The organism is Haloechinothrix sp. LS1_15 (assembly GCF_033042135.1).
Taxonomy (GTDB): domain Bacteria; phylum Actinomycetota; class Actinomycetes; order Mycobacteriales; family Pseudonocardiaceae; genus Haloechinothrix.
This window is the reverse complement of record NZ_WBXM01000007.1, coordinates 170631-188683: the sequence shown is the minus strand read 5'-3', so window position 1 is coordinate 188683 and position 18053 is coordinate 170631. Positions and strand designations below refer to the sequence as shown.

At 69.9% G+C, this 18053-nt stretch carries 15 protein-coding genes, 4 tRNA genes and 1 pseudogene; 10 read left to right on the top strand and 10 right to left on the bottom strand.

What is annotated here, in order from left to right; genetic code table 11:
* Window positions 1-74: 74 nt before the first annotated feature.
* Window positions 75-1592, bottom strand: coding sequence for an alpha/beta hydrolase (locus F8178_RS12935; RefSeq protein WP_317495005.1), 1518 nt, complete (start codon window positions 1590-1592; stop codon window positions 75-77).
* A 251-nt stretch (window positions 1593-1843) separates the two neighbouring features.
* The gene (locus F8178_RS12930; RefSeq protein ID WP_317495004.1) at window positions 1844-2608 is read right to left on the bottom strand and encodes a pyrimidine reductase family protein; all 765 of its coding nucleotides are present in this window, start codon (window positions 2606-2608) and stop codon (window positions 1844-1846) included.
* 73 nt (window positions 2609-2681) lie between these two features.
* On the opposite strand from F8178_RS12930, the gene zapE reads away from it, so the two are divergent.
* Window positions 2682-3770, top strand: coding sequence for a cell division protein ZapE (gene zapE, locus F8178_RS12925; RefSeq protein ID WP_317495003.1), 1089 nt, complete (start codon window positions 2682-2684; stop codon window positions 3768-3770).
* Between the two features lie 6 nt (window positions 3771-3776).
* Here zapE and F8178_RS12920 read toward each other — a convergent pair whose 3' ends face one another.
* Together F8178_RS12920 and rocD are read right to left on the bottom strand one after the other, a co-directional pair.
* Window positions 3777-3905, bottom strand: a complete 129-nt coding sequence (locus tag F8178_RS12920; protein ID WP_317495002.1) for a hypothetical protein — start codon at window positions 3903-3905, stop codon at window positions 3777-3779.
* A gap of 125 nt (window positions 3906-4030) precedes the next feature.
* The gene (rocD, locus tag F8178_RS12915; RefSeq protein WP_317495001.1) at window positions 4031-5254 is read right to left on the bottom strand and encodes an ornithine--oxo-acid transaminase; all 1224 of its coding nucleotides are present in this window, start codon (window positions 5252-5254) and stop codon (window positions 4031-4033) included.
* A 240-nt stretch (window positions 5255-5494) separates the two neighbouring features.
* On the opposite strand from rocD, the gene F8178_RS12910 reads away from it, so the two are divergent.
* On the top strand, window positions 5495-7594 hold the full coding sequence (locus tag F8178_RS12910) for a prolyl oligopeptidase family serine peptidase (protein WP_317495000.1): 2100 nt from the start codon (window positions 5495-5497) through the stop codon (window positions 7592-7594).
* 29 nt (window positions 7595-7623) lie between these two features.
* On the opposite strand, the gene crcB (F8178_RS12905) is transcribed toward F8178_RS12910, so the two are convergent.
* The 4 genes from crcB (F8178_RS12905) to F8178_RS12890 form a co-directional block, all read right to left on the bottom strand.
* A complete protein-coding gene (crcB, locus tag F8178_RS12905; protein WP_317494999.1) occupies window positions 7624-7995 on the bottom strand; it encodes a fluoride efflux transporter CrcB in 372 nt (123 codons plus the stop codon).
* Entirely contained in the window at window positions 7995-8348 is a 354-nt protein-coding gene (locus tag F8178_RS12900; RefSeq protein ID WP_317494998.1) for a DUF190 domain-containing protein, read from the bottom strand. Before F8178_RS12900 ends, crcB (F8178_RS12905) begins: the two co-directional genes overlap by 1 nt.
* Window positions 8345-8773: a fluoride efflux transporter CrcB gene (gene crcB / locus F8178_RS12895; protein ID WP_396345438.1), complete on the bottom strand. Its 429-nt coding sequence runs from the start codon at window positions 8771-8773 to the stop codon at window positions 8345-8347. Before crcB (F8178_RS12895) ends, F8178_RS12900 begins: the two co-directional genes overlap by 4 nt.
* Before the next feature lie 111 nt (window positions 8774-8884).
* Window positions 8885-8959, bottom strand: a tRNA-Val gene (locus F8178_RS12890).
* A gap of 348 nt (window positions 8960-9307) precedes the next feature.
* Here F8178_RS12890 and F8178_RS12885 point away from each other — a divergent pair.
* From F8178_RS12885 to F8178_RS12860, 6 genes and pseudogenes are all read left to right on the top strand, one after another.
* Complete coding sequence (locus tag F8178_RS12885; protein ID WP_317494997.1) at window positions 9308-9733, top strand: SsgA family sporulation/cell division regulator; 426 nt, start codon at window positions 9308-9310, stop codon at window positions 9731-9733.
* 96 nt (window positions 9734-9829) lie between these two features.
* A tRNA-Gly gene (locus F8178_RS12880) sits at window positions 9830-9902 on the top strand.
* A 68-nt stretch (window positions 9903-9970) separates the two neighbouring features.
* Window positions 9971-10042 (top strand) — tRNA-Cys (locus tag F8178_RS12875).
* 1 nt (window position 10043) lies between these two features.
* Window positions 10044-10118, top strand: a tRNA-Val gene (locus F8178_RS12870).
* A gap of 104 nt (window positions 10119-10222) precedes the next feature.
* A pseudogene (locus tag F8178_RS12865) lies at window positions 10223-10499 on the top strand (RNA polymerase subunit sigma-24); the annotation flags it as partial.
* 308 nt (window positions 10500-10807) lie between these two features.
* Complete coding sequence (locus F8178_RS12860) at window positions 10808-12355, top strand: sugar transferase (RefSeq protein ID WP_317494996.1); 1548 nt, start codon at window positions 10808-10810, stop codon at window positions 12353-12355.
* A 25-nt stretch (window positions 12356-12380) separates the two neighbouring features.
* On the opposite strand, the gene F8178_RS12855 is transcribed toward F8178_RS12860, so the two are convergent.
* Together F8178_RS12855 and F8178_RS12850 are read right to left on the bottom strand one after the other, a co-directional pair.
* Window positions 12381-13523, bottom strand: coding sequence for a glycosyltransferase family 4 protein (locus F8178_RS12855; RefSeq protein ID WP_317494995.1), 1143 nt, complete (start codon window positions 13521-13523; stop codon window positions 12381-12383).
* The gene (locus tag F8178_RS12850; RefSeq protein ID WP_317494994.1) at window positions 13520-14839 is read right to left on the bottom strand and encodes an O-antigen ligase family protein; all 1320 of its coding nucleotides are present in this window, start codon (window positions 14837-14839) and stop codon (window positions 13520-13522) included. The genes F8178_RS12855 and F8178_RS12850 overlap by 4 nt, the downstream gene beginning before the upstream one ends.
* A 314-nt stretch (window positions 14840-15153) precedes the next feature.
* Here F8178_RS12850 and F8178_RS12845 point away from each other — a divergent pair, with 314 nt between their 5' ends.
* Both F8178_RS12845 and F8178_RS12840 read left to right on the top strand, forming a co-directional pair.
* The gene (locus tag F8178_RS12845; protein WP_317494993.1) at window positions 15154-16281 is read left to right on the top strand and encodes a DUF1972 domain-containing protein; all 1128 of its coding nucleotides are present in this window, start codon (window positions 15154-15156) and stop codon (window positions 16279-16281) included.
* A 75-nt stretch (window positions 16282-16356) separates the two neighbouring features.
* Entirely contained in the window at window positions 16357-18030 is a 1674-nt protein-coding gene (locus F8178_RS12840) for a hypothetical protein (protein WP_317494992.1), read from the top strand.
* The last annotated feature ends 23 nt before the right edge of the window (window positions 18031-18053 follow it).

The following is an 18053-nucleotide window of genomic DNA, read 5'->3' as shown; positions in this document are numbered from 1 at the left end:
GCGACGAGCGCGCGATGACCCCGTCCGAGTGTACTTGTGGCACGAGCGGGGTCGGCGGCACGGTGATGCGATGCTCATGCGGGGCAGGGGGTGCCGCCCGCGGGGATCTCGCCGTCGCCGAGGAATTCCTGGACCCGTTCGGCCGCGCAGGCCGAGTGCCCCAGCGCGCCGCGCCCGGTGCCGTGCCAGGCGACGGTCACCGTGTTCGGTAGCTGCATGGCCCTGCGCTCGGTGCCCTCCTTGGGTACCAGCGGATCGGCGTCGGTGCTGATCATCAGCATCGGGGGCAGTTGCTCACCCAGCTCGCCGTCATCCCCGGGGGAATCGACCGTCGGCCACGGCGCACACCACACCAGCGGCTGCGCGGCGAGGCCGCCGAACACCGGATACTGCTCCCGCCACTCGGCGCTGAGCTCATTGATGCGCTCGGGACTCAGCCGTGTTCCGGTGTCGTTGCAGCGGGTGGCCCATGCGGTGTCCAACCGCGGCGGTCCGCTCGCTGACGACCGCAGCATCGGCTCGACGAACCCGGCGAGCGGCTCGGCGTCACCGTCGCGTGCCGCGGCTAGTGCGTCGGCGAGCTCCGGCCACCGATCCCGCTGGCCGAGCCCCGACCACATCGCGTGGAGCGCCAGCCCCGGACCCATCTCAAGGCCACCCGATGCCATGAGGGGATCGTCGCGGAGCTGCTCGATCAGCTCGCCGACACGCTGCCGCGCAGGCCCGTCCAGCGGGCAGTCCCGGTGCTCGCAGTCTCGCGCGAACGCGTCCAATGCCTGTTCCGCGCTCTCGGCGGCACCTTCCCACCGCACTTCCGCGTTGTCGGTGGGGTCGACGGCGCCGTCGGCCACGAACCGGCCGACCGTGTCGGGATAGCGTTGCGCGTAGCGGTCGAGCACGTCGAAGCCCTCGCCGCTGGCGATCGCGTGCAACCGGGGCATGCCCAGCTGCTCCCTGATCTGTTCCAGGTCCCCGGCGGTGCGCCAGGTGTCGAGTGCGCCCTGCTCGTTGGCGAGCTCGATCGTGCATTGCTGGCCCGCGCTGCTTGTCACATTCAGTAGTGGGTTGACGTCGTCGGCCGCTGGGTCGAAGTTCAGCATCCGCTCCCTGGTGTCGGGCTCGATGCAGTCATTGGGTCGGCTGAGCCCGCTGTAGCGCCGGTCGACGCCGACGAGCGAGAACTCGTCGAGCATCTCCTCGGGCAGGCCGCCTGCGAGCCGGGCGGCGTAGGCACTTCCCGGCTCACCGCCGATGTCGTTGACGGCCAGCAGCGGGATGTCACCGCTGCCGATCCGGACGAGGGCAATCCTGATCATCCCCCTGTCGGGTTGTCCCGGTGGGTCGAGCACGCCCGTAGCCGTCGCGCAGGACACCTCGAAGGAACCGGTGAGGTCGTGTTCCCCGAACCGTTCCGCGGCCTCGTCCTCGCAGGGATGCCAGGTCAGCGAGGGGGACTCCGGCTCACCGAGCGGTGGCAGCGGCACCTCGTCAGGCGAACGGTCGTCATCGCGATCGGCGTCGGGGCCCGGATCGTCCTGGGCGATGATGGCGGGCCGGTCGGAGGGCCCTGCGACGCACCCGGCGATCAGCATCGGGAGCGTGGCGGCGAGCGCGCCGGCTCGTGTGGCGCGGCGGCGACGTCGAGCAGGTGGCACCCCACACCCTCTTCCTCAACTCGGCACGACCAGGCTATCCCGTGGTGCCGGTGTGGCCGTAGCTGGCAACCGGCACCACGGGTGCGTGTCGAGGATGGCAGAGGGTGGGTGAGCCCGAAGTAAGCGCAACCGAGGCGTGCCGAGCACGGCCTCGGGTGGCAGACGCCGGTCGGCGCCGACTTTGGTCCTCATGCCTTTCCGGTACTGCCCGCTTCACTGCCGATCCCCGTTCGCCGGTAACGCAGCAGCAGGTAGCCGTCCTCGTGCAGCACCGAGGCCAACTCCATTCGCCGGAGCTGCTCGGCGGGTGGTCCCGCGGCGATCCGGTCGGGTCCCGCGCCGGTCAGAAGCGGGGCCACCGTCAGGCAGAGCTGGTCGATCAGGTCGGCGGCCAGCATGCTCGCGAACAGGTGCGGCCCGCCTTCGCAGTTGATCCGGTTCAGCCCCCGCTCCCGCAACGCGTCCATCGCGGTGGGCAGATCTACCCGGTCCGACCCGGTGACGATCACCTCGGCACCGGACTCGCGGAGCGCGGTCCGCCGTTCGGCAGGCGCGGCCTCGCTGGTCAGCACGATGGGTGGCACCGTCGTGTCGGTGAGCACCCGCGCTCCGGCCGGGATCGCGCAGCTGCTGCTGACCACCGCGACCGGGGGCACCTCGGCCAGCCCGTGCCGCCGTCGGCGTTCGAGACGACGCGTCGTGGGCTTGACCCCGCCGTAGTTCTCGGAGACCACCGTGCCCGCGCCAGCCAGCACCACATCGGCCAGGTCCCTGCCGAGCGCGAAGATCCGGCGGTCGGCAGGGTGGGACAGGCCGACTGAGGCGCCCGCGACGCTGGCCGCGCCGTCGGCCGAGGCGATGAAGTTCGCCTGCACCCACGGGCACGCCAAGTTCTCGGGGTAGGCATAGAGCGTTTCGAGCGCGGCGTCGTCCAGCGATCCCTCGGCGCTCACGTGCGGTGTCCTTGGCCACAGGTGATCCACGCACCCCATCCCATCACAGGGGTGAGCAGCTAGCCTCGGGTCCATGCCAGGAGGTCCCGACACGCCGGTCAGCCCGCAGATCGCACCGGCGGGCAGGCTGGTCGACCGGTGGCCCGAGGTCGGTGCTGACGATCTGGTCGCGGCGCTGGTCCCGCCGCCACGCTTCGACGACGTCCGGTTCGGGACCTACATCCCCAACCCGGACGAGCCCACGCAGCAGCAGGCCGTCGAGCAGGGAACGGCGTTCGCGAGCCTGGTGGGCGAACGCACCGGGCGGGCCCGGGCCAGGGGATGGCGCAGGCTGGTGCCCGGCACCAAGGCAGCGAAGGATGCCGGGGCCGCGACCCGTGGGCTGTACTTCGACGGCGGGTTCGGCGTCGGCAAGACCCACCTGTTGGCCTCGCTGTGGCACGAGGTGCCAGGTCCGAAGGCGTACTGCACCTTCGTCGAGCTGACCCACCTGGTCGGGGTACTTGGCTTCACCGAGGCGGTGTCCCGACTCGCCGACCACCGGCTGGTGGCCATCGATGAGTTCGAGCTGGACGACCCGGGCGACACCATGCTGGTGACGAGGCTGCTGCGGGAGCTGATGGCCGCCGGGGTGCATGTGGCCGCGACCTCCAACACGCTGCCGGACAAGCTGGGGGAGGGCCGGTTCGCCGCCGAGGACTTCCTCCGCGAGATCCAGGCGCTCTCGGCGCACTTCGACGTCGTCCGGGTCGACGGGCCGGACTACCGGCACCGCGACACCGTGGACCCGCCGGTTCCGGTCGGTGACGACGAGCTGACGGTTTCGGCCGCGGCGTGCCACGGCGCCACGGTGGACGACTTCGGCGGGCTGTGCGAGCACCTGGCCCTGCTGCACCCCTCGCGGTACGGCAGGCTGCTCGACGGGGTATCGGCGGTACACCTGCGCGGCGTGGCCGCGGTGCCGGACCAGAGCGTGGCGCTGCGGCTGGTGTCGTTCGTCGATCGGCTGTACGACCGGGCGATCCCCGTGCTCGCCTCCGGGAAACCGCTGTCCGAGCTGTTCGGCGAGGACATGCTGCGCGGCGGCTACCGGAAGAAGTACTTACGAGCGCTGAGCCGGCTCACCGCCCTCGCCCGCGAGCACGGCACGGTTGCCGGTTAGTTCGCCTCAGGGCGCGGCGCCCGCGGTCACGGCCGCGATCTCCGGACCATCGACCAGCATCGTGAACGCGTGTAACTGCACTTGAAGCGCGTGCAGGTCGCGCCAGGTGTCAACGGCGTCGTCGATGGTCAGCACACCGTCGAACGCCAGCCGAGCCAGGACGTTAGCGATGCGTTTCGTGCCAGGTCGTCGACGACTGTCGGAACGCGGAGCCGTCGCCGCTGGCGGGCTGGCGTGGGGGCACTCGCTCGACGCCGCCCTCAGCGGCCGATGACCTCGACGACCGCGTCCAGGCCCCGGTCCAGATCCGCTGTGCTGATCACCAGGGGCGGGGCGAGGCGCAACGTGCTGCCGTGGGTCTCCTTGCACAGCACGCCGCGCTCCATCAGCGCCTTGGCCGCCTGACGGCCGGTCGGGCCGCCTGGGGAGAGGTCGACGCCCGCCCACAGGCCGAGACCACGCACCGCGTCGACGCCGTTCCCGACGAGCTCGTCGAGCCTGCCGTGCAGCCGGGCGCCGAGGGTGCGGGCGCGCTCCTGGTACTCGCCGGTGGCCAGCATCCCGACCACGGTACGCCCGACCGCGCAGGCCAGCGGGTTGCCACCGAAGGTGGAGCCGTGCTCACCGGGGCGCAGTAGCCCGAGCACGTCGCGGCTGCCCACTACCGCCGAGACCGGAAGGATCCCGCCGCCGAGTGCCTTGCCGAGGGTGACGAGATCCGGCCGTACGCCGAAGTGTTCGCAGGCCAGCACCGTGCCGGTGCGCGCGAGCCCGGACTGGACCTCGTCGGCGATCAGCAGCACGTTGTGCTCGTCGCAGAGCCGCCGGAGCTCAGTGAGGTAGCCGGCGGGCGGCACGATCACGCCCGCCTCGCCCTGCACGGGCTCGACCAGCACGGCGGCGGTGCGATCGGTGATGGCTCGGGCCACCGCCTCGGCGTCGCCGTAGGGCACCGTGACGAACCCCGGGGTGTACGGCCCGTAGTCCGCGCGGGCCTCGGGGTCGTCGGAGAACGAGACGATGGTGGTGGTGCGGCCGTGGAAGTTGCCGCTCGCGGTGATGATCTCGGCCGTGCCGTCCGGCATCCCTTTGACCTGGTAGGCCCACTTGCGTGCCACCTTCAACGCCGACTCGACGGCCTCGGCGCCCGAGTTCATGGGCAGCACCATCTCGGTGTCGGTGAGCTCGGCCAGCTCCCTGCAGAACGCGCCGAACTGGTCGTGGTGGAAGGCCCGCGAGGTCAGCGTGATCCGATCCAGCTGCGCGGTGGTCGCCGCAACCAGATCGGGGTGGCGGTGCCCGAAATTCAACGCGGAGTACCCGGCCAGGAAGTCGAGGTAGCGGTTGCCGTCCACATCGGTGACCCACGCACCTTCGCCGTTGGCGAGTACCACCGGCAGCGGGTGGTAGTTGTGCGTGGACCAGTGCTCGTCGAGGGCGATGTAGTGGTCCGTGGTCGGGACAGCGTTCGCGGTAACCGTCATATCGACAGCATAAGCGCAGGATCGTGTGCTGATCAGCCACTAGGCGTTGCTCAGTACGGTAATTCGTTGCGCAATATCGCAACACATGCGATCGATCGTTGTGTCCGGGTGTTCCACTACCGCGTTCGGCGTGGCGGTCCTGGCGTGGGCGCTCCTTTACCTCGGCGCACGCGGCCCGCGCGGTAGCCTGTCCCGGCATGATCGTCTCCACCGCCGAGCGCGTAGGAAGGGGTAAGCCCGGTGCCCGAGGATGTGTCGTTCGCTCGCAAGCTGGCGCGCACGCAACGTTTCACGCTGGGAATCCCGCGTGAGTTCCGGGTGGCAAGCGACGGGTCGCGGGTGCTGTTCCTGCGCAGCGAGCACGGTGAGAGCAAACGGCAGGACCTGTGGTCGCTGGAGACCGCCACCGGGCAGGAGCATCGGCTCGTCGACGCCGCGCGGCTGCACGCCGGTGACGAGGAGGAGCTTCCGGAGGAGGAGCGTGCGCGCCGGGAACGCAGCAGGGAGACCGGTGGCGGCGTGGTCGGCTACGCGGTGGACCAGCGGTGTACGGTCGCCGCGTTCACCCTGGCGGGCAGGCTGTACACGGTAGAGATCGCCACCGGGGAGGTGACCGAGCGGGCCCGGCCGGACCGTGGCGCGATCGTCGACCCGCGTCCGAACCCACAGGGCACGCATGTGGCCTACGCGTGCTCCGGCACGCTCCGGGTGATCGAGCTGGCCACCGGGGAGGACACCGAGCTGGTCGCAGAGGAGGATCCCGAGATTTCCTGGGGGGTCGCCGAGTTCATCGCGGCCGAGGAGATGGGCAGGTCGCGCGGCTACTGGTGGTCCCAGGACGGGGCGTGGCTGCTGGTGCAACGCAGTGACAGCTCCGGGGTGCCGCGCTGGACGATCGCCGATCCCGCCCATCCCGACGCCGGGGCGCGCAGTGTGGCCTACCCTGCCGCGGGCGCGACCAACGTCGCGGTTTCGCTGGCGTTGATCGGGCTGGACGGCACCCGCATCCCCGTCGACGCGGGCGACGGCTGGGAGTATCTGGCCTCGGTGCACTGGTCGGCGGGTGGGCCGCCGCTGGTGACCGTGCAGACGCGGGACCAGCGCATGCTTGACGTGCTTACAGTGGACACCACCGACGGCACGACGACGCTGCTGCACCGCGACACCGACCCGGACTGGGTAGAGCTCGCAGGCGGGGTTCCCGCGTGGACCACCGACGGGCGGCTGGTGCGCATTGGCGTCGCCGACGGCGCCTACCGGCTGATGATCGACGGCAAACCGGTGACCGACCCCGGCACGCAGGTGCGGTCGGTGCTGGCCGTGGATGCCGAGGTGCTGTTTACCGCCTCCGAGGCCGACCCCACGCAGATCCATGTGTACCGGACCGAGCGTGGCAGCGTGCGGCGGTTGTCCACTGACGACGGGATGCACTCCGGGGCCGGTGCGAGTGCGGTGACCGTGCTGACCTCGTGGTCGCCGCACCGCAGCGGCCCGGTCGTGACCGTGCTGCGCGGCGACGGCACCAGAGTCCCGGTCGCCTCCCACCCCGCCGAGCCCGGGGTCGAGCCGAAGCCGCAGTTGCACACCACCGGGCGTCACGAGCTGCGTTCGGCGGTGCTGTTTCCGACCGGCTACCACCCGGACCAGGGCCGGCTTCCGGTGCTGCTGGATCCTTACGGCGGACCCCACGCCCAGCGCGTGCTGTCCACCCGCAACGCCTTCCTGTCGCCCCAGTGGTTCGCCGACCAGGGCTTCGCCGTGGTGATCACCGATGGCAGGGGCACCCCGGGACGTGGCCCGGTGTGGGAGAAGGCGGTTTCTCGCAGCCTTGCCGAGGTGACCCTGGACGACCAGGTGGATGCGTTGCACGAGCTGGCGCAACGCCACCCCGAGCTGGACACCGGCAGGGTGGCTATCCGGGGCTGGTCCTACGGTGGCTACCTGGCGGCCTTGGCGGTGCTGCGCAGGCCCGACGTGTTCCACGCCGCGATCGCCGGAGCGCCGGTGGTCGACTGGTCGCTGTACGACACTCACTACACCGAGCGCTACCTCGGCCACCCGGAGGCCGAGCCCGGCAGTTACCGGGACAACTCGCTGCTCGGCGACGCCGCCGGGCTGCGGCGCCCGCTGCTGATCGTGCACGGCCTCGCCGACGACAACGTGTTCGTCGCGCACGCGTTGCGCCTGTCGGCGGCACTGCTCGCGGCTGGCAAGCAGCACACCTTCCTACCGCTGGTGGCAACCACTCACATGACGCCACAGGACGAGGGCGTGGCCGAGCAGTTACTGCGCCTGCAGCTGGACTGGTTGCGGCGGGAACTGCCCGATCCGGTTGGATGAGCGCGCGGCGAGCTCGCCGGGCCGCCGCGTCAGAACAGGGTAGCCACGGCGAGACCCGTGGCTACGGCGAGGAATCCCGCGATCAGTGTCGCGACCACATTGGCCAGTGCGCGCAGCCGTGCCCTGTCTGCGAACAGGTGGACGGTCTCGTATCCGAACGTGGAGAAGGTCGTCAGCGAACCGCACAGGCCGACGACCACGAGAGCGTACAGCGCCGGGGCGCTCGCCCCGCCCGCGACGATCCCGGCGATGAACGCGGCCACCAGGCAGCCGAGCACGTTCACCGCCAGCGTTCCCCACGGGAACGTGCCGTCGCCCCGCTGCTGGATACCCCGGTCGATCAGGTAGCGCAGTACGGCTCCGGCGGCTCCGCCCGCGGCGACGAGCAACACCGTGCTCATCACCCCTCCCTCCCCCCGGGCCCGTGGCCGGGTTGCCGCAGGACCTCGACGCGCTCTAGCGTGAGCAACCCCTCGCTGACCAGATCCTCCAGTTCGGGAAGGAAGCCACGCAGGCGGTCCTCCGTGTCGATGATCACGATCATCATGGGCAGCCCAGAGGACATCGACAGGAACCGGCTGGTGTGGATCAGCGAGCCAGCGCCGTACCCCTCGATCCCCCGGAACACCGAGGCACCCGACAGACCCGCGAGGTGCGCCCGGCGCACGACCTCGTGGTACAGCGGCTTGTGCTGCCACGTGTCGTCTTCTCCGATGTGGATCGTCAGGCGCATGGCTTCGGTGGGCAACCTCATGACGCGCCATGATGCCTCGTGGCGCGCTCGCGCGCACCGCGACGTGCCTGCCGCCGCAGCAGAACCCTGCCGCAGGCGAGACCGGCGATCACGGCCGCGAGGCAGCCGAGTACGGTACCGAGCGCGTACAGCGTCGCGACGGCGGTCGCCCCGGCCGACACGGCGTCGGTGACGTCGATCACGTAGGTGGAGTAGGTGGTGAAGCCGCCCAGCACGCCGATACCGAGGAACGGGCGCAACAACCGGTGAGGGCGGGTCGCCTCGGTGATCGCGGCCATGAGCAGCCCGATCACCACGCAACCGGCGACGTTGGCCAGGAGCGTCGAGACGGCAAAATCCCCGGAATCATGGGGCAGCGCGACTGCGAGGCCGTACCGGGCTACAGACCCCATGGCGCCACCGATCGCGATGACCAGCAGGGTCACCCAGGGCACGGAACGGGGCAAGGGAGGGGATCCGGCTACCGGCACGCTGCTCCCGTGATCGATCCGTAGCCACTATCACCGGGCTGGTGGGCGTGGGGGATGGTGCGACGGTGGTGCGCGATGCTGGGTTCGAACCAGCGACCTCTTCGGTGTGAACGAAGCGCTCTCCCGCTGAGCTAATCGCGCTGTGCCATCTCGGCGTGCGGTATGTACTGTACCGCAGCCCTCGATGCCCCATTGAGACGGGTCCATTCCGGTGATCACGAACAGCGCCGGGGCCGATACGCAGCGGGTTAACGCCTGCTCACAGTGACAGCGCTGCGATGAGTGATCCATCTCGCGTACGGCAATCGCGGGACATTGCTGTTGTGAGGAGGTTTCACGGCGCAGTATGTACCCAGTAGCATCAGCGTCGCTGGGTACTCGATCGGGTGATTCGGGTGAAAACTGCGAGCTAACCGACGGCCGCCGCCGTCTCACCGGTGTATCTCGGCCCGGAGACGGTGCCGGGGAGGGAGCGAGAAGGATAGGACGATGCGCAACGACCACGTAACGCTTCGCTCGACTGCGGTGTTCGACCTGCTGGCACCGCAGACGCCCGCTGTTCCGGTCAAGGTTGAGCTGCGGTATGACACCCGCGACCCGTACGCGGTGGTGGCCGCGTTCCGAACCGGCCGTGCCGGTTGGGTCGAGTGGGTCTTCGCCCGCGATCTGGTGGCCGACGGCTTGCTCGCCGAATCGGGTAACGGGGACGTACGAATCCAGCCCTCGTTGGAGGATCCGGAGTGCGTGCTCGTGGAGCTCAACTCTCCCTCGGGGCACGCGGTGTTCGAAGCCTCCGCGCAAGAGCTCGCCGACTTCCTCGACCGGACCTACGACGTGGTGCTGCCGGGTAACGAGCACCTGTGGGTCGACGTCGACGAGGCGCTGACCCGGTTGATGCCGAACGACCGGGCGTGATTCTCGGAACCACCCCCGGTTGTCGAAGCCGATCTTGCGTCGGATAGAGTTTTTGCTGCGCCGTCAGGGAGGCCGTGGGGGTCGACTGAGGGCGATGCGGACGTAGCGCAGCTGGTAGCGCAACACCTTGCCAAGGTGTGGGTCGCGGGTTCGAATCCCGTCGTCCGCTCGGCTGGAGCCCTACCGCCACTCGGGCTCCATTCCTGCGATAGCCTCTACGGTGAGGCCGTTTCACCCGGCGGAGTGGCCGAGTGGTTCAGGCAAGGGCCTGCAAAGCCCTGTACGCGGGTTCGATTCCCGCCTCCGCCTCGCGCGATTAGCTCAGTGGGAGAGCGCTACCTTGACACGGTAGAGGTCGCTGGTTCAATCCCAGCATCGCGCACCATCACGAAACGCCAGGTCAGCAGCCTGGCGTTTCGTCATGTCCGGACACTGGTGAGGCAACGAGCGGTCAGCACCGGTCAGTGGGGACACCGGAAGAGCTCCCGGCTCACGTGCCTGACTGGCAATCCGGTTGTCCGGCTCAACGGCGCGGTGGCCGTCGACGAGGCCGACGGGCCGGGTGCCGGTCTGGCGACGCTCGCGGCGCTGCACGCCTCACCGCCCCCGCCGCGCCACTGTGGCGGCGCACCTTCCGCGAGGGCGACGGAGACCCGGTAGTGGCGGCCCGACCCTACGCCGAGGCAGCCAGCAGGCCCCCAACCTCGCTGAGCGCGACCACCTGACTCGCCAGGCCGCCCGGTTGAACTCGCGCCGGTCCCGCTGATGGTCGACCACGACGAGGCAGGCGGCTAGTGCGCGCGACATCCCGGCCGGAACCGCCTGCCGGCTCCCACGAGCCCCAGCCGATGCTCGTGACCTTCGACACCTACTGGGCCACTCGTGCGACAAAACCGAATTTCTGGTTGATAGCAGTCGAACTCTACGCTAAGAATGACCTGAAAGTGCGAGAAAGCCCCCTATTCGGGTGGCAGTCGGGGCTCGCTTCACACGACAGGTGTCGCCAATGATCACCCAGCAGTGTGACTGGGGTTGGCCTGTGTCGTGTCAGCTCACTCGACTGAGGGAGGCTGTGTGCGGGACCGCTGGGGGACGCTGACGACGAGCACATTCACCGGCACGAGGTCACCGGCCACGACGCTGGCACCTCCCACGCTTCCGGCAACCCCGGACGGCGTGGGAGGGGAGCGGCTCGCGCACGGCAGCAGGCGCGGCAAGGGCCCGGTCCTTGACTGGGAACGGCGCTACCGCGCCGCGGTGGTCTGCTGCGACGTGCTCCTGGTACTCGCTGGCGCGGGTACGTTCGCGGCCTTGGCGCTGTCCGGGGGCTGGGCGATCCACCACCCGTGGCTGGCGGTGGTGACAGCGCTCGTGTTGCTGGCGGCATTGCCCGCGCGGCGCGCCTGGCACGCGTCGCTCCTCGGGCAGGGCGCGGACGAGTACCGGGCCGTGCTCTCCGCCACCTGTATGTCCGGGGTGATGCTCGCGTTGCTCGGCACAGCGCTGCCGGGCATGGATGTGCGGGCCTGGGTGTTCGTCGCCGTGCCCGCCCTTGGCCTGCTGGTGCTGTGCTGCCGCTACGCCCTCCGGCAGCTGCTGCACCGGGCGCGTCACTCGGGGACGTGCCTGCTGCCGGTGTTGGCCGCGGGCAGCGCGGACAGCGTGCGGGACCTCATCGAGCGCACCCGCGAACGCCCGCACGTCGGCTGGCGGGTCGAGGCGGCCTGCATCGCCACCGACGATCCCGACGGGCTCGTCGGGGAGATCGACGGCGTTCCGGTCATCGGCGGTTACGACACGCTGACCGAGCAGGTCCGCCGAGGCGGTTACCGGGTCGTCGCGGTGACACCCGCCGGGTATTGGACGCCCGAACGTCTGCAGCACCTGGCTTGGCACCTGGAAGGGACCTCGGCGGAACTGGCCATCGCACCGACGCTGATGGAGGTCGGCGGACCCCGGCTGGACGTCACCGGCATCCTGGGTCTGCCGATGCTGCGCGTGACCCAGCCCGCCTTCACCGGGGCGGGACGCTGGGTCAAGGACATCGTCGACAAGGTGGCTGCGGGGGCGGTGCTGCTGATGGCGGCCCCGCTGATGCTGGGCATAGCGTTGGCGATCAAATTCGACGACCATGGCCCGGTCTTCTACCGGCAGCGCAGGGTCAAGCGCGACGGTCACACGTTCTCGATGTGGAAGTTCCGCACCATGCGGGTCGGGGCTGACGTCGAGCGCGCGGCGCTCGCCTCGACGGCTGGGACGAACGGCCCGCTGTTCAAGCTGCGGGCCGATCCGCGGGTCACCCGCGTCGGTAGGTTGTTGCGCCGGTTCTCGCTGGACGAGCTCCCGCAGCTGTTCAACGTCCTCGGCGGGAGCATGTCGCTGGTCGGGCCACGCCCGCCGCTGCCGGAGGAGACGGCGAGCTACGGGCCGGTCGTGGGGCGGCGGTTGCTGGTCAAACCGGGCATGACCGGGCTGTGGCAGGTCAGCGGACGTAGCGACCTGTCATGGGAGGAGAGTGTGCGGTTGGACCTGCGCTACGTCGACGACTGGTCGCTCACGCTGGACCTGGCCATCCTGTGGAAAACCGCCCGCGCGGTGCTGCTGGGTAAGGGAGCCTACTGAGGCAGGGGTGACCGCTTGCCCGTCGCTACCGGTCGGCGAGCTCGGCAGCTACCCCGGCGAGCTCGTGACGGTAGCGCTCCGGCGCGAACCGCTCGCGAGCGAGCAGCGCGGCCTCGACCGCCCGCCGCCTGGTGGCCTGCCAGCAGGCGACCGCCTCGCGCACCGCGCCTGCCAGCGCGGCGGGATCGTCCCGGGGCACTACGGTGCCGTGGGCGCCGCCGTCCACTGTCTCCGGAAGCCCTTGGGCGTCGGAGACGATCACGGGCAGGCCCGCCAGCTGGGCCTCCACGGCGGTGTTGCCGAACGGTTCCACCCGGGAGGGCACGAGGGCGAGATCGGCGCAGGCATAGGCGCGCCCGACATCCGCGGTGAAGCCGTGCAGCCGTACCCGGCCGTCGAGCCCTGCGTCGCGGATCTGTTCCTCGAGCTGCCGCTGGTACCATTCGTAGCCGGGAAAGACCGATCCCACCAGGTCCAGGGTCACGTCGAGACCGTCCCGGCACAGCCGCTCCACTGCGGCGACCGCGATGTCGGTGCCTTTGCGGGGTGACAACCGGCCGACGAGGACCAGGCGCACCGGTGAAGGTGCGGCCTCCGGCAGCTCGGCCGGCCCGGTGGGACTGGCGACACCGTTGTACACCAGCCTGCTGCGCCGGGCGAGTCTCGGGAACGGCCGTGTGATCGAGCGGCGGGCGGCCTCGCTGTTGACCACCACCGCGTTCGCGGCGAGCAGCGGTGCCGACAGGGCCGCGCGCACCGGGCCGGGTACGTCGTCCTCGGCCTCGTGGACGTGGGTGAGTACCGGGACGCGGTGCAGCCGCGCCAGGGCGATCCACTGCGGAACGGTGACGGTGTTGACGTAGACGAGATCCGGGCGCAACCGTCGCAACAGGCGTGATGCGGGCCCCGTAGCCCGGACTGCTTCGGCTGCCAGGCGCGCCATCCCCACCGGGCGCAGTGCCGCCTTGCGCAGAACCGGTGTGGCGCACCGCACGACCTCGGCATACTCGGAAACCGCCGCGACGAGCGGGCCGTCGTCCGGCAGCGCGACCACGACCCGCCAGCCCCGTTCGGCGAGCGCGGCCACCGACTCGGCGAACATCCTGTCGGAGCCGTACAGCTCGGCCGACGGGTGCGCCATGAGAACGCGTCGCACTCCTGTGGTCACCGCCCCTCCCGGATCGCTCGGGTGCCCGCTGGCTCACCACGTCGCACCCCAGCGACCAGCACCCACGCGAGCAGTACGTACAACCAGGTGAACGCCGCGTTGGCCGGGGTGCCGAGCTCCTCGGTGAACACCGAGTTCGCCACCATGCCTGCCAGTACCGACAGCACGAGAATGCCGTCCACCCGGCTGACCTCTGCTCGACCGGCCAGCCGCGTAGCGGCCACACCGATCACCGCGAGCAGACCCAGCCAAGCGGCCGCTCCCAGGATGCCGTTGTCGACGAGCAGGTTCACCAGCGCGTTATGCCCCCCGCCGAGTCCCATGCTGTCGAGGAAGACACCGCGAGAAGCGGCCAGTCCCGAGCCGTACAGCGGGTACTGGGCCATCTGTTCCATTGCCAGTGCCCACAGGTCGGTGCGCGAGTTGAGGCTGGCCAGCCGCTCGGCGGACTCGCCACGGGCGAAGAAGTCGGTCACCGTCGACCAGCTGGTCAACGCGATCAGCATCAGGACGAGAGTGGACACCGCGGCGACGTCGACTTTGCGGCTGCCGCGGTGCCGTGTCCACAGCACGAACGTCGCGCCTACGGCGGCGCCGAAAACCGCCCCCCTGGTCTGGGTCGCGAGCAACCCGCCCGCGCACAGCCCGAGACACAGCAGGTAGGCCCATAACGGCCACCGAGGGCCAGGGCGTTCCAGCCGCAGCGTGAACAGGTAGGCCGACAGCACGGTGACGGCGGTCGCCAGCATCTCGCCCGCCTGCACCGGATGCACGTACAACCAGCTGAACCGGTCGGGCTGGGTCTCACGCGGAAACGGGACGAGGATGCCGAACACCACGGCCGCAGCCATCAAAGCGCAATAGGCGTGCGCCACCCGGTGCAGGGCACCGCGATCGGCGTAGCGGGCGATGGCGGCGAACAGCGCCAGCACGACGACGACCTGCCCCGCCCGCACCATCGCCAGCATCGGAAACGGCGAGTAGGCAGCGGACAGGATCAAGACGCAGCCGAAGCCGTAACCGAGCAGGTAGCAGGACAGGCCCGCGGGCGGCGGCACGATACGTGGGCGGGGGCGGAACCGCAGGAACAGGAACAGCGCGACCCCTCCGTAGGTCGCGACCTCGAGCAGCACGAACAGGTCCGGGCTGCCGGAGAGCGACTCCTGGTAGCCGCGCATTCGGAACTGGAACTCGCTGACGATGATCACCGAGAGCACGCACAGCGTGGGCCACCACGGGTGCGCGGGGCGTACCGCCTGTTGCGGGCTCGCGCCACCCGCACCGCCTGTCATCCCGGCTTCTCGTCGAATGGTCATGCTCACGTTCCCCGTACGCCGCATTCGGCCCGTTCCAGGATGCCGGTCGTGACGTGGTGGATACGGCCGTGGGCGCTGGTGGACACACCGCAGCTTACCGTGCGATGTGAGAGTGCACAGGGCGTGCCGGTACGTTCAGCCTCGTCGCCGGGAACCATCCGCGCACGGTTCGCACGGGATACTCCGTTTGCACTATAGACGTATGCTGTTCAGCTCTCTACGGTACTCCATAGTGTCCATTTCCCTGTCCGTTCTGAACCGGATGTCACCATTACGCCTGTTCCGGGCGCGAGCGTGCCCTATACATGACATCGATGCGGATATCCCTGATCGGCACGCGTGGCGTTCCGGCGCGCTACGGGGGCTTCGAAACTTGCGTGGAGGAAGTGGGCAGCAGGCTGGTCACCCTCGGCCACGAGGTCACGGTGTACTGCAGGCGCACGCGTGCCTGCGCCGACGCGCGTGCCGATCCCGACAGCTACCGGGGGATGCGGCTGGTACACCTGCCAGCCGTGCGGCACAAGGTGCTGGAGACGCCGAGCCACACGGCGGTGTCCATGCTCCACGGTGCCGCGCGTGCCACACCCGATGCGGCCTTCGTGTTCAACGCGGCCAACGCACCGTTGCTCCCGCTCCTTCGCGCGCGCGGTGTCCCGGTGGCCACCCACGTCGACGGCCTGGAATGGCGGCGTGCCAAGTGGGGCAAAACGGGGCAGCGCTACTACCGGCTCGCCGAGCGGATCGCGGTGCGCTGGTCCGACGCGTTGATCGCCGACGCGAGGGGGATCCAGGACTACTATCGGGAGCGCTTCTCCGCGCCCAGCGACTACATCCCGTACGGTGCGCCGATCCTGCGCGACGTTGGATCGTCTCGCTTGGCGGGCCTCGGTCTGCGGTCCGGCCGATACCACCTCGTTGTGGCGCGGTTCGAGCCGGAGAACCATGTCCATCTCGCGGTCGAGGGCTATCTGGCCAGCACCGCACGCTACCCGCTCGTCGTGGTGGGTACCGCCCCGTATGCCGGGGACTACACCGCGAGCATCGAGCGGATGGCCGCAGGTCACGAGGGTGTGCGGCTGCTCGGCGCGGTGTGGGACCAGGAACTACTCGACGAGCTGTACGCCAACGCCCTGACCTACATCCACGGCCACTCGGTCGGCGGGACGAACCCGTCGTTGCTGCGGGCCATGGGAGCGGGCACGGCCACGTTGGCGTTCGACGTCGGATTCAATCGCGAAGTACTGGGCCAGTGGGGCCGGTACTTCGGATCCGCCACGGAACTGGCGGAACTGTGCACGACGGCCGAGGCCGAGCTCGAGCAGACCCTCGCGCGCGGCCGGGCCCAGCGTGTCGAGCTCAAACACTACGACTGGGACCAGGTCGCGAGCGCCTACGCGGAGCTCGCCGAGCGCTTGGCAGACGGCTCGCGCGCGCGGCGGTGAGGCGCGCCCGGGTGCGCGCGCCGACGGACTTCAGGGCCCGCCAGCGGCGGACAGGTAAGCAGTGAGGAAGGTTTCATGCCACGATTCGTTCGACCGGTCGCTGTGTTGACCGGCGTGATGCTGGCTGCATCGACGCTCGCTCCGGGGACATCGGGTGCTGACGAGGCGGAATTACCGGAACCGGTCACCGCGGGGGCGTTACCCGCGCCGCAGACCGACGGCACGGTCTTCGCGATCACGATCGTCGGTGACACGGTGTTCGCGGGCGGGCGCTTCGACACCGCTCGCCCGTACGGCGAGGCACCGGGCGGCCCCGGCGAGGTCGAGCGACACAACCTTCTGGCGTTCGACCTGCACACCGGGGAGCTGCTGGACTGGGCGCCGGAAGTCACCGGCTCGGAGTTCAGTTCATCGGACGGTTCGCTCGCGGCCTGGTGCACCGAGACCGGTGAGGATCGGTGGGTCTGTGACTCGGTGTTCGACCTCGAGGCCGACCCGTCGGGTGGGTCGCTGTACGTCGCGGGGGACTTCGACCGCATCGACGGGCAGTGGCGATCCCGCATCGCGGAGTTCGACATCACCGCGGGCGAGCTGACGGATTTCGATCCTGCTCCCAACGCGCGCGTCCGTAGCCTGTCGGTGACCGGTGAAGGTGTCTACTTCGGCGGGAACTTCACCACGGTGGGCGGCGAGGACCGCTGGCGGTTGGCCGCTGCCGACCGCGACGGCGAGGTGCTGGACTGGGCACCGGCGGTGAACCGGGAAGTGTGGTCGGTGCTCGCCGCGCCCGAGCTGGACAGGGTGCTGCTCGGCGGCCGGTTCAGCGAAGTCAACGGCGAGAGCAGGCAGGGCATGGCCGCGGTCGACGTCGGAGCGGGCGACAGCGTGCCGTGGGAGGCCGAGGTTCCCGGCGGGGGAGAGGTCATCACCGACATCGTCACCGACGGTTCCGGCACTGCCTGGCTCAGCGCCTACGACTTCGGCAGCGGTAGCGAGCGTTTCGAGGGACGCATGGCCGCCGACATCGTCACCGGTGAAGCGCACTGGTGGGACGGTTGTTACGGCGACAGCTTCGATGCCGCCGTCGCCGACGGCGTGCTGTACAGCGTGTCGCACGCGCACGACTGCACGGCCAGCGGGGCTATCCCGGAACGCGGCGCCGACTTCCGCTATTTCCGGCTGCTGGCGCAGACGACCGACGCCCGGGGCGAAGCCGAACGCGATCGCAACCACGTGAACCGGGGCGATCCCGTACCCGAGTTCCTGCCGTGGTTCCCGAACACCAACAGCGGCCCGGAGGACAGCTACTTCCGGCAGGGCACATGGGCGATCGACACCGACGGTGATTACGTCGTCGTCGGCGGGGAGTTCACCGGGGTCAACACGCATTCCCGTGACAGCCAACAGCAGCAGTCGCTGACCCGGTTCGCCGCACGCGGGATGCCGGACGCGGTCAACAATGGCCCACAGTTCCCGTTCCCGGCTCCGCGGCTGAGCCGTACGTTCCCGATCCTCGGCTCGCCGGTGATCCGCTGGAACACGACGTGGAACGCGCAGCAGGGAGCGATGACCTACCAGGTCATGCGGGACGGCACCGACGAGCCCATCCACGAGGTCACCATCGAATCGCGACCGTGGGATCGCCCGCAGGAGCGGTACGTCGACCGCGAGGTGCGGTCCGGGACGTACTGGATCCGCGTCATCGACGCCGATGGCGAGGTGCTCAACTCCCCGCGGTCGTCGCTGTAACGGTTGCCGGCCCTCCGCCCACG

What these genes read in the sequence shown, in the direction of transcription:
- F8178_RS12850 (WP_317494994.1), bottom strand. Translation starts at nt 14,839, where the DNA reads ATGACCATTCGACGAGAAGCCGGGATGACAGGCGGTGCGGGTGGCGCG.
- F8178_RS12840 (WP_317494992.1), top strand. Translation starts at nt 16,357, where the DNA reads ATGCCACGATTCGTTCGACCGGTCGCTGTGTTGACCGGCGTGATGCTG.
- rocD (WP_317495001.1), bottom strand. Translation starts at nt 5,254, where the DNA reads ATGACGGTTACCGCGAACGCTGTCCCGACCACGGACCACTACATCGCC.
- F8178_RS12900 (WP_317494998.1), bottom strand. Translation starts at nt 8,348, where the DNA reads ATGAGGTTGCCCACCGAAGCCATGCGCCTGACGATCCACATCGGAGAA.
- F8178_RS12885 (WP_317494997.1), top strand. Translation starts at nt 9,308, where the DNA reads ATGCGCAACGACCACGTAACGCTTCGCTCGACTGCGGTGTTCGACCTG.
- crcB (WP_317494999.1), bottom strand. Translation starts at nt 7,995, where the DNA reads ATGAGCACGGTGTTGCTCGTCGCCGCGGGCGGAGCCGCCGGAGCCGTA.
- zapE (WP_317495003.1), top strand. Translation starts at nt 2,682, where the DNA reads ATGCCAGGAGGTCCCGACACGCCGGTCAGCCCGCAGATCGCACCGGCG.
- F8178_RS12845 (WP_317494993.1), top strand. Translation starts at nt 15,154, where the DNA reads ATGCGGATATCCCTGATCGGCACGCGTGGCGTTCCGGCGCGCTACGGG.
- F8178_RS12935 (WP_317495005.1), bottom strand. Translation starts at nt 1,592, where the DNA reads ATGCTGATCGCCGGGTGCGTCGCAGGGCCCTCCGACCGGCCCGCCATC.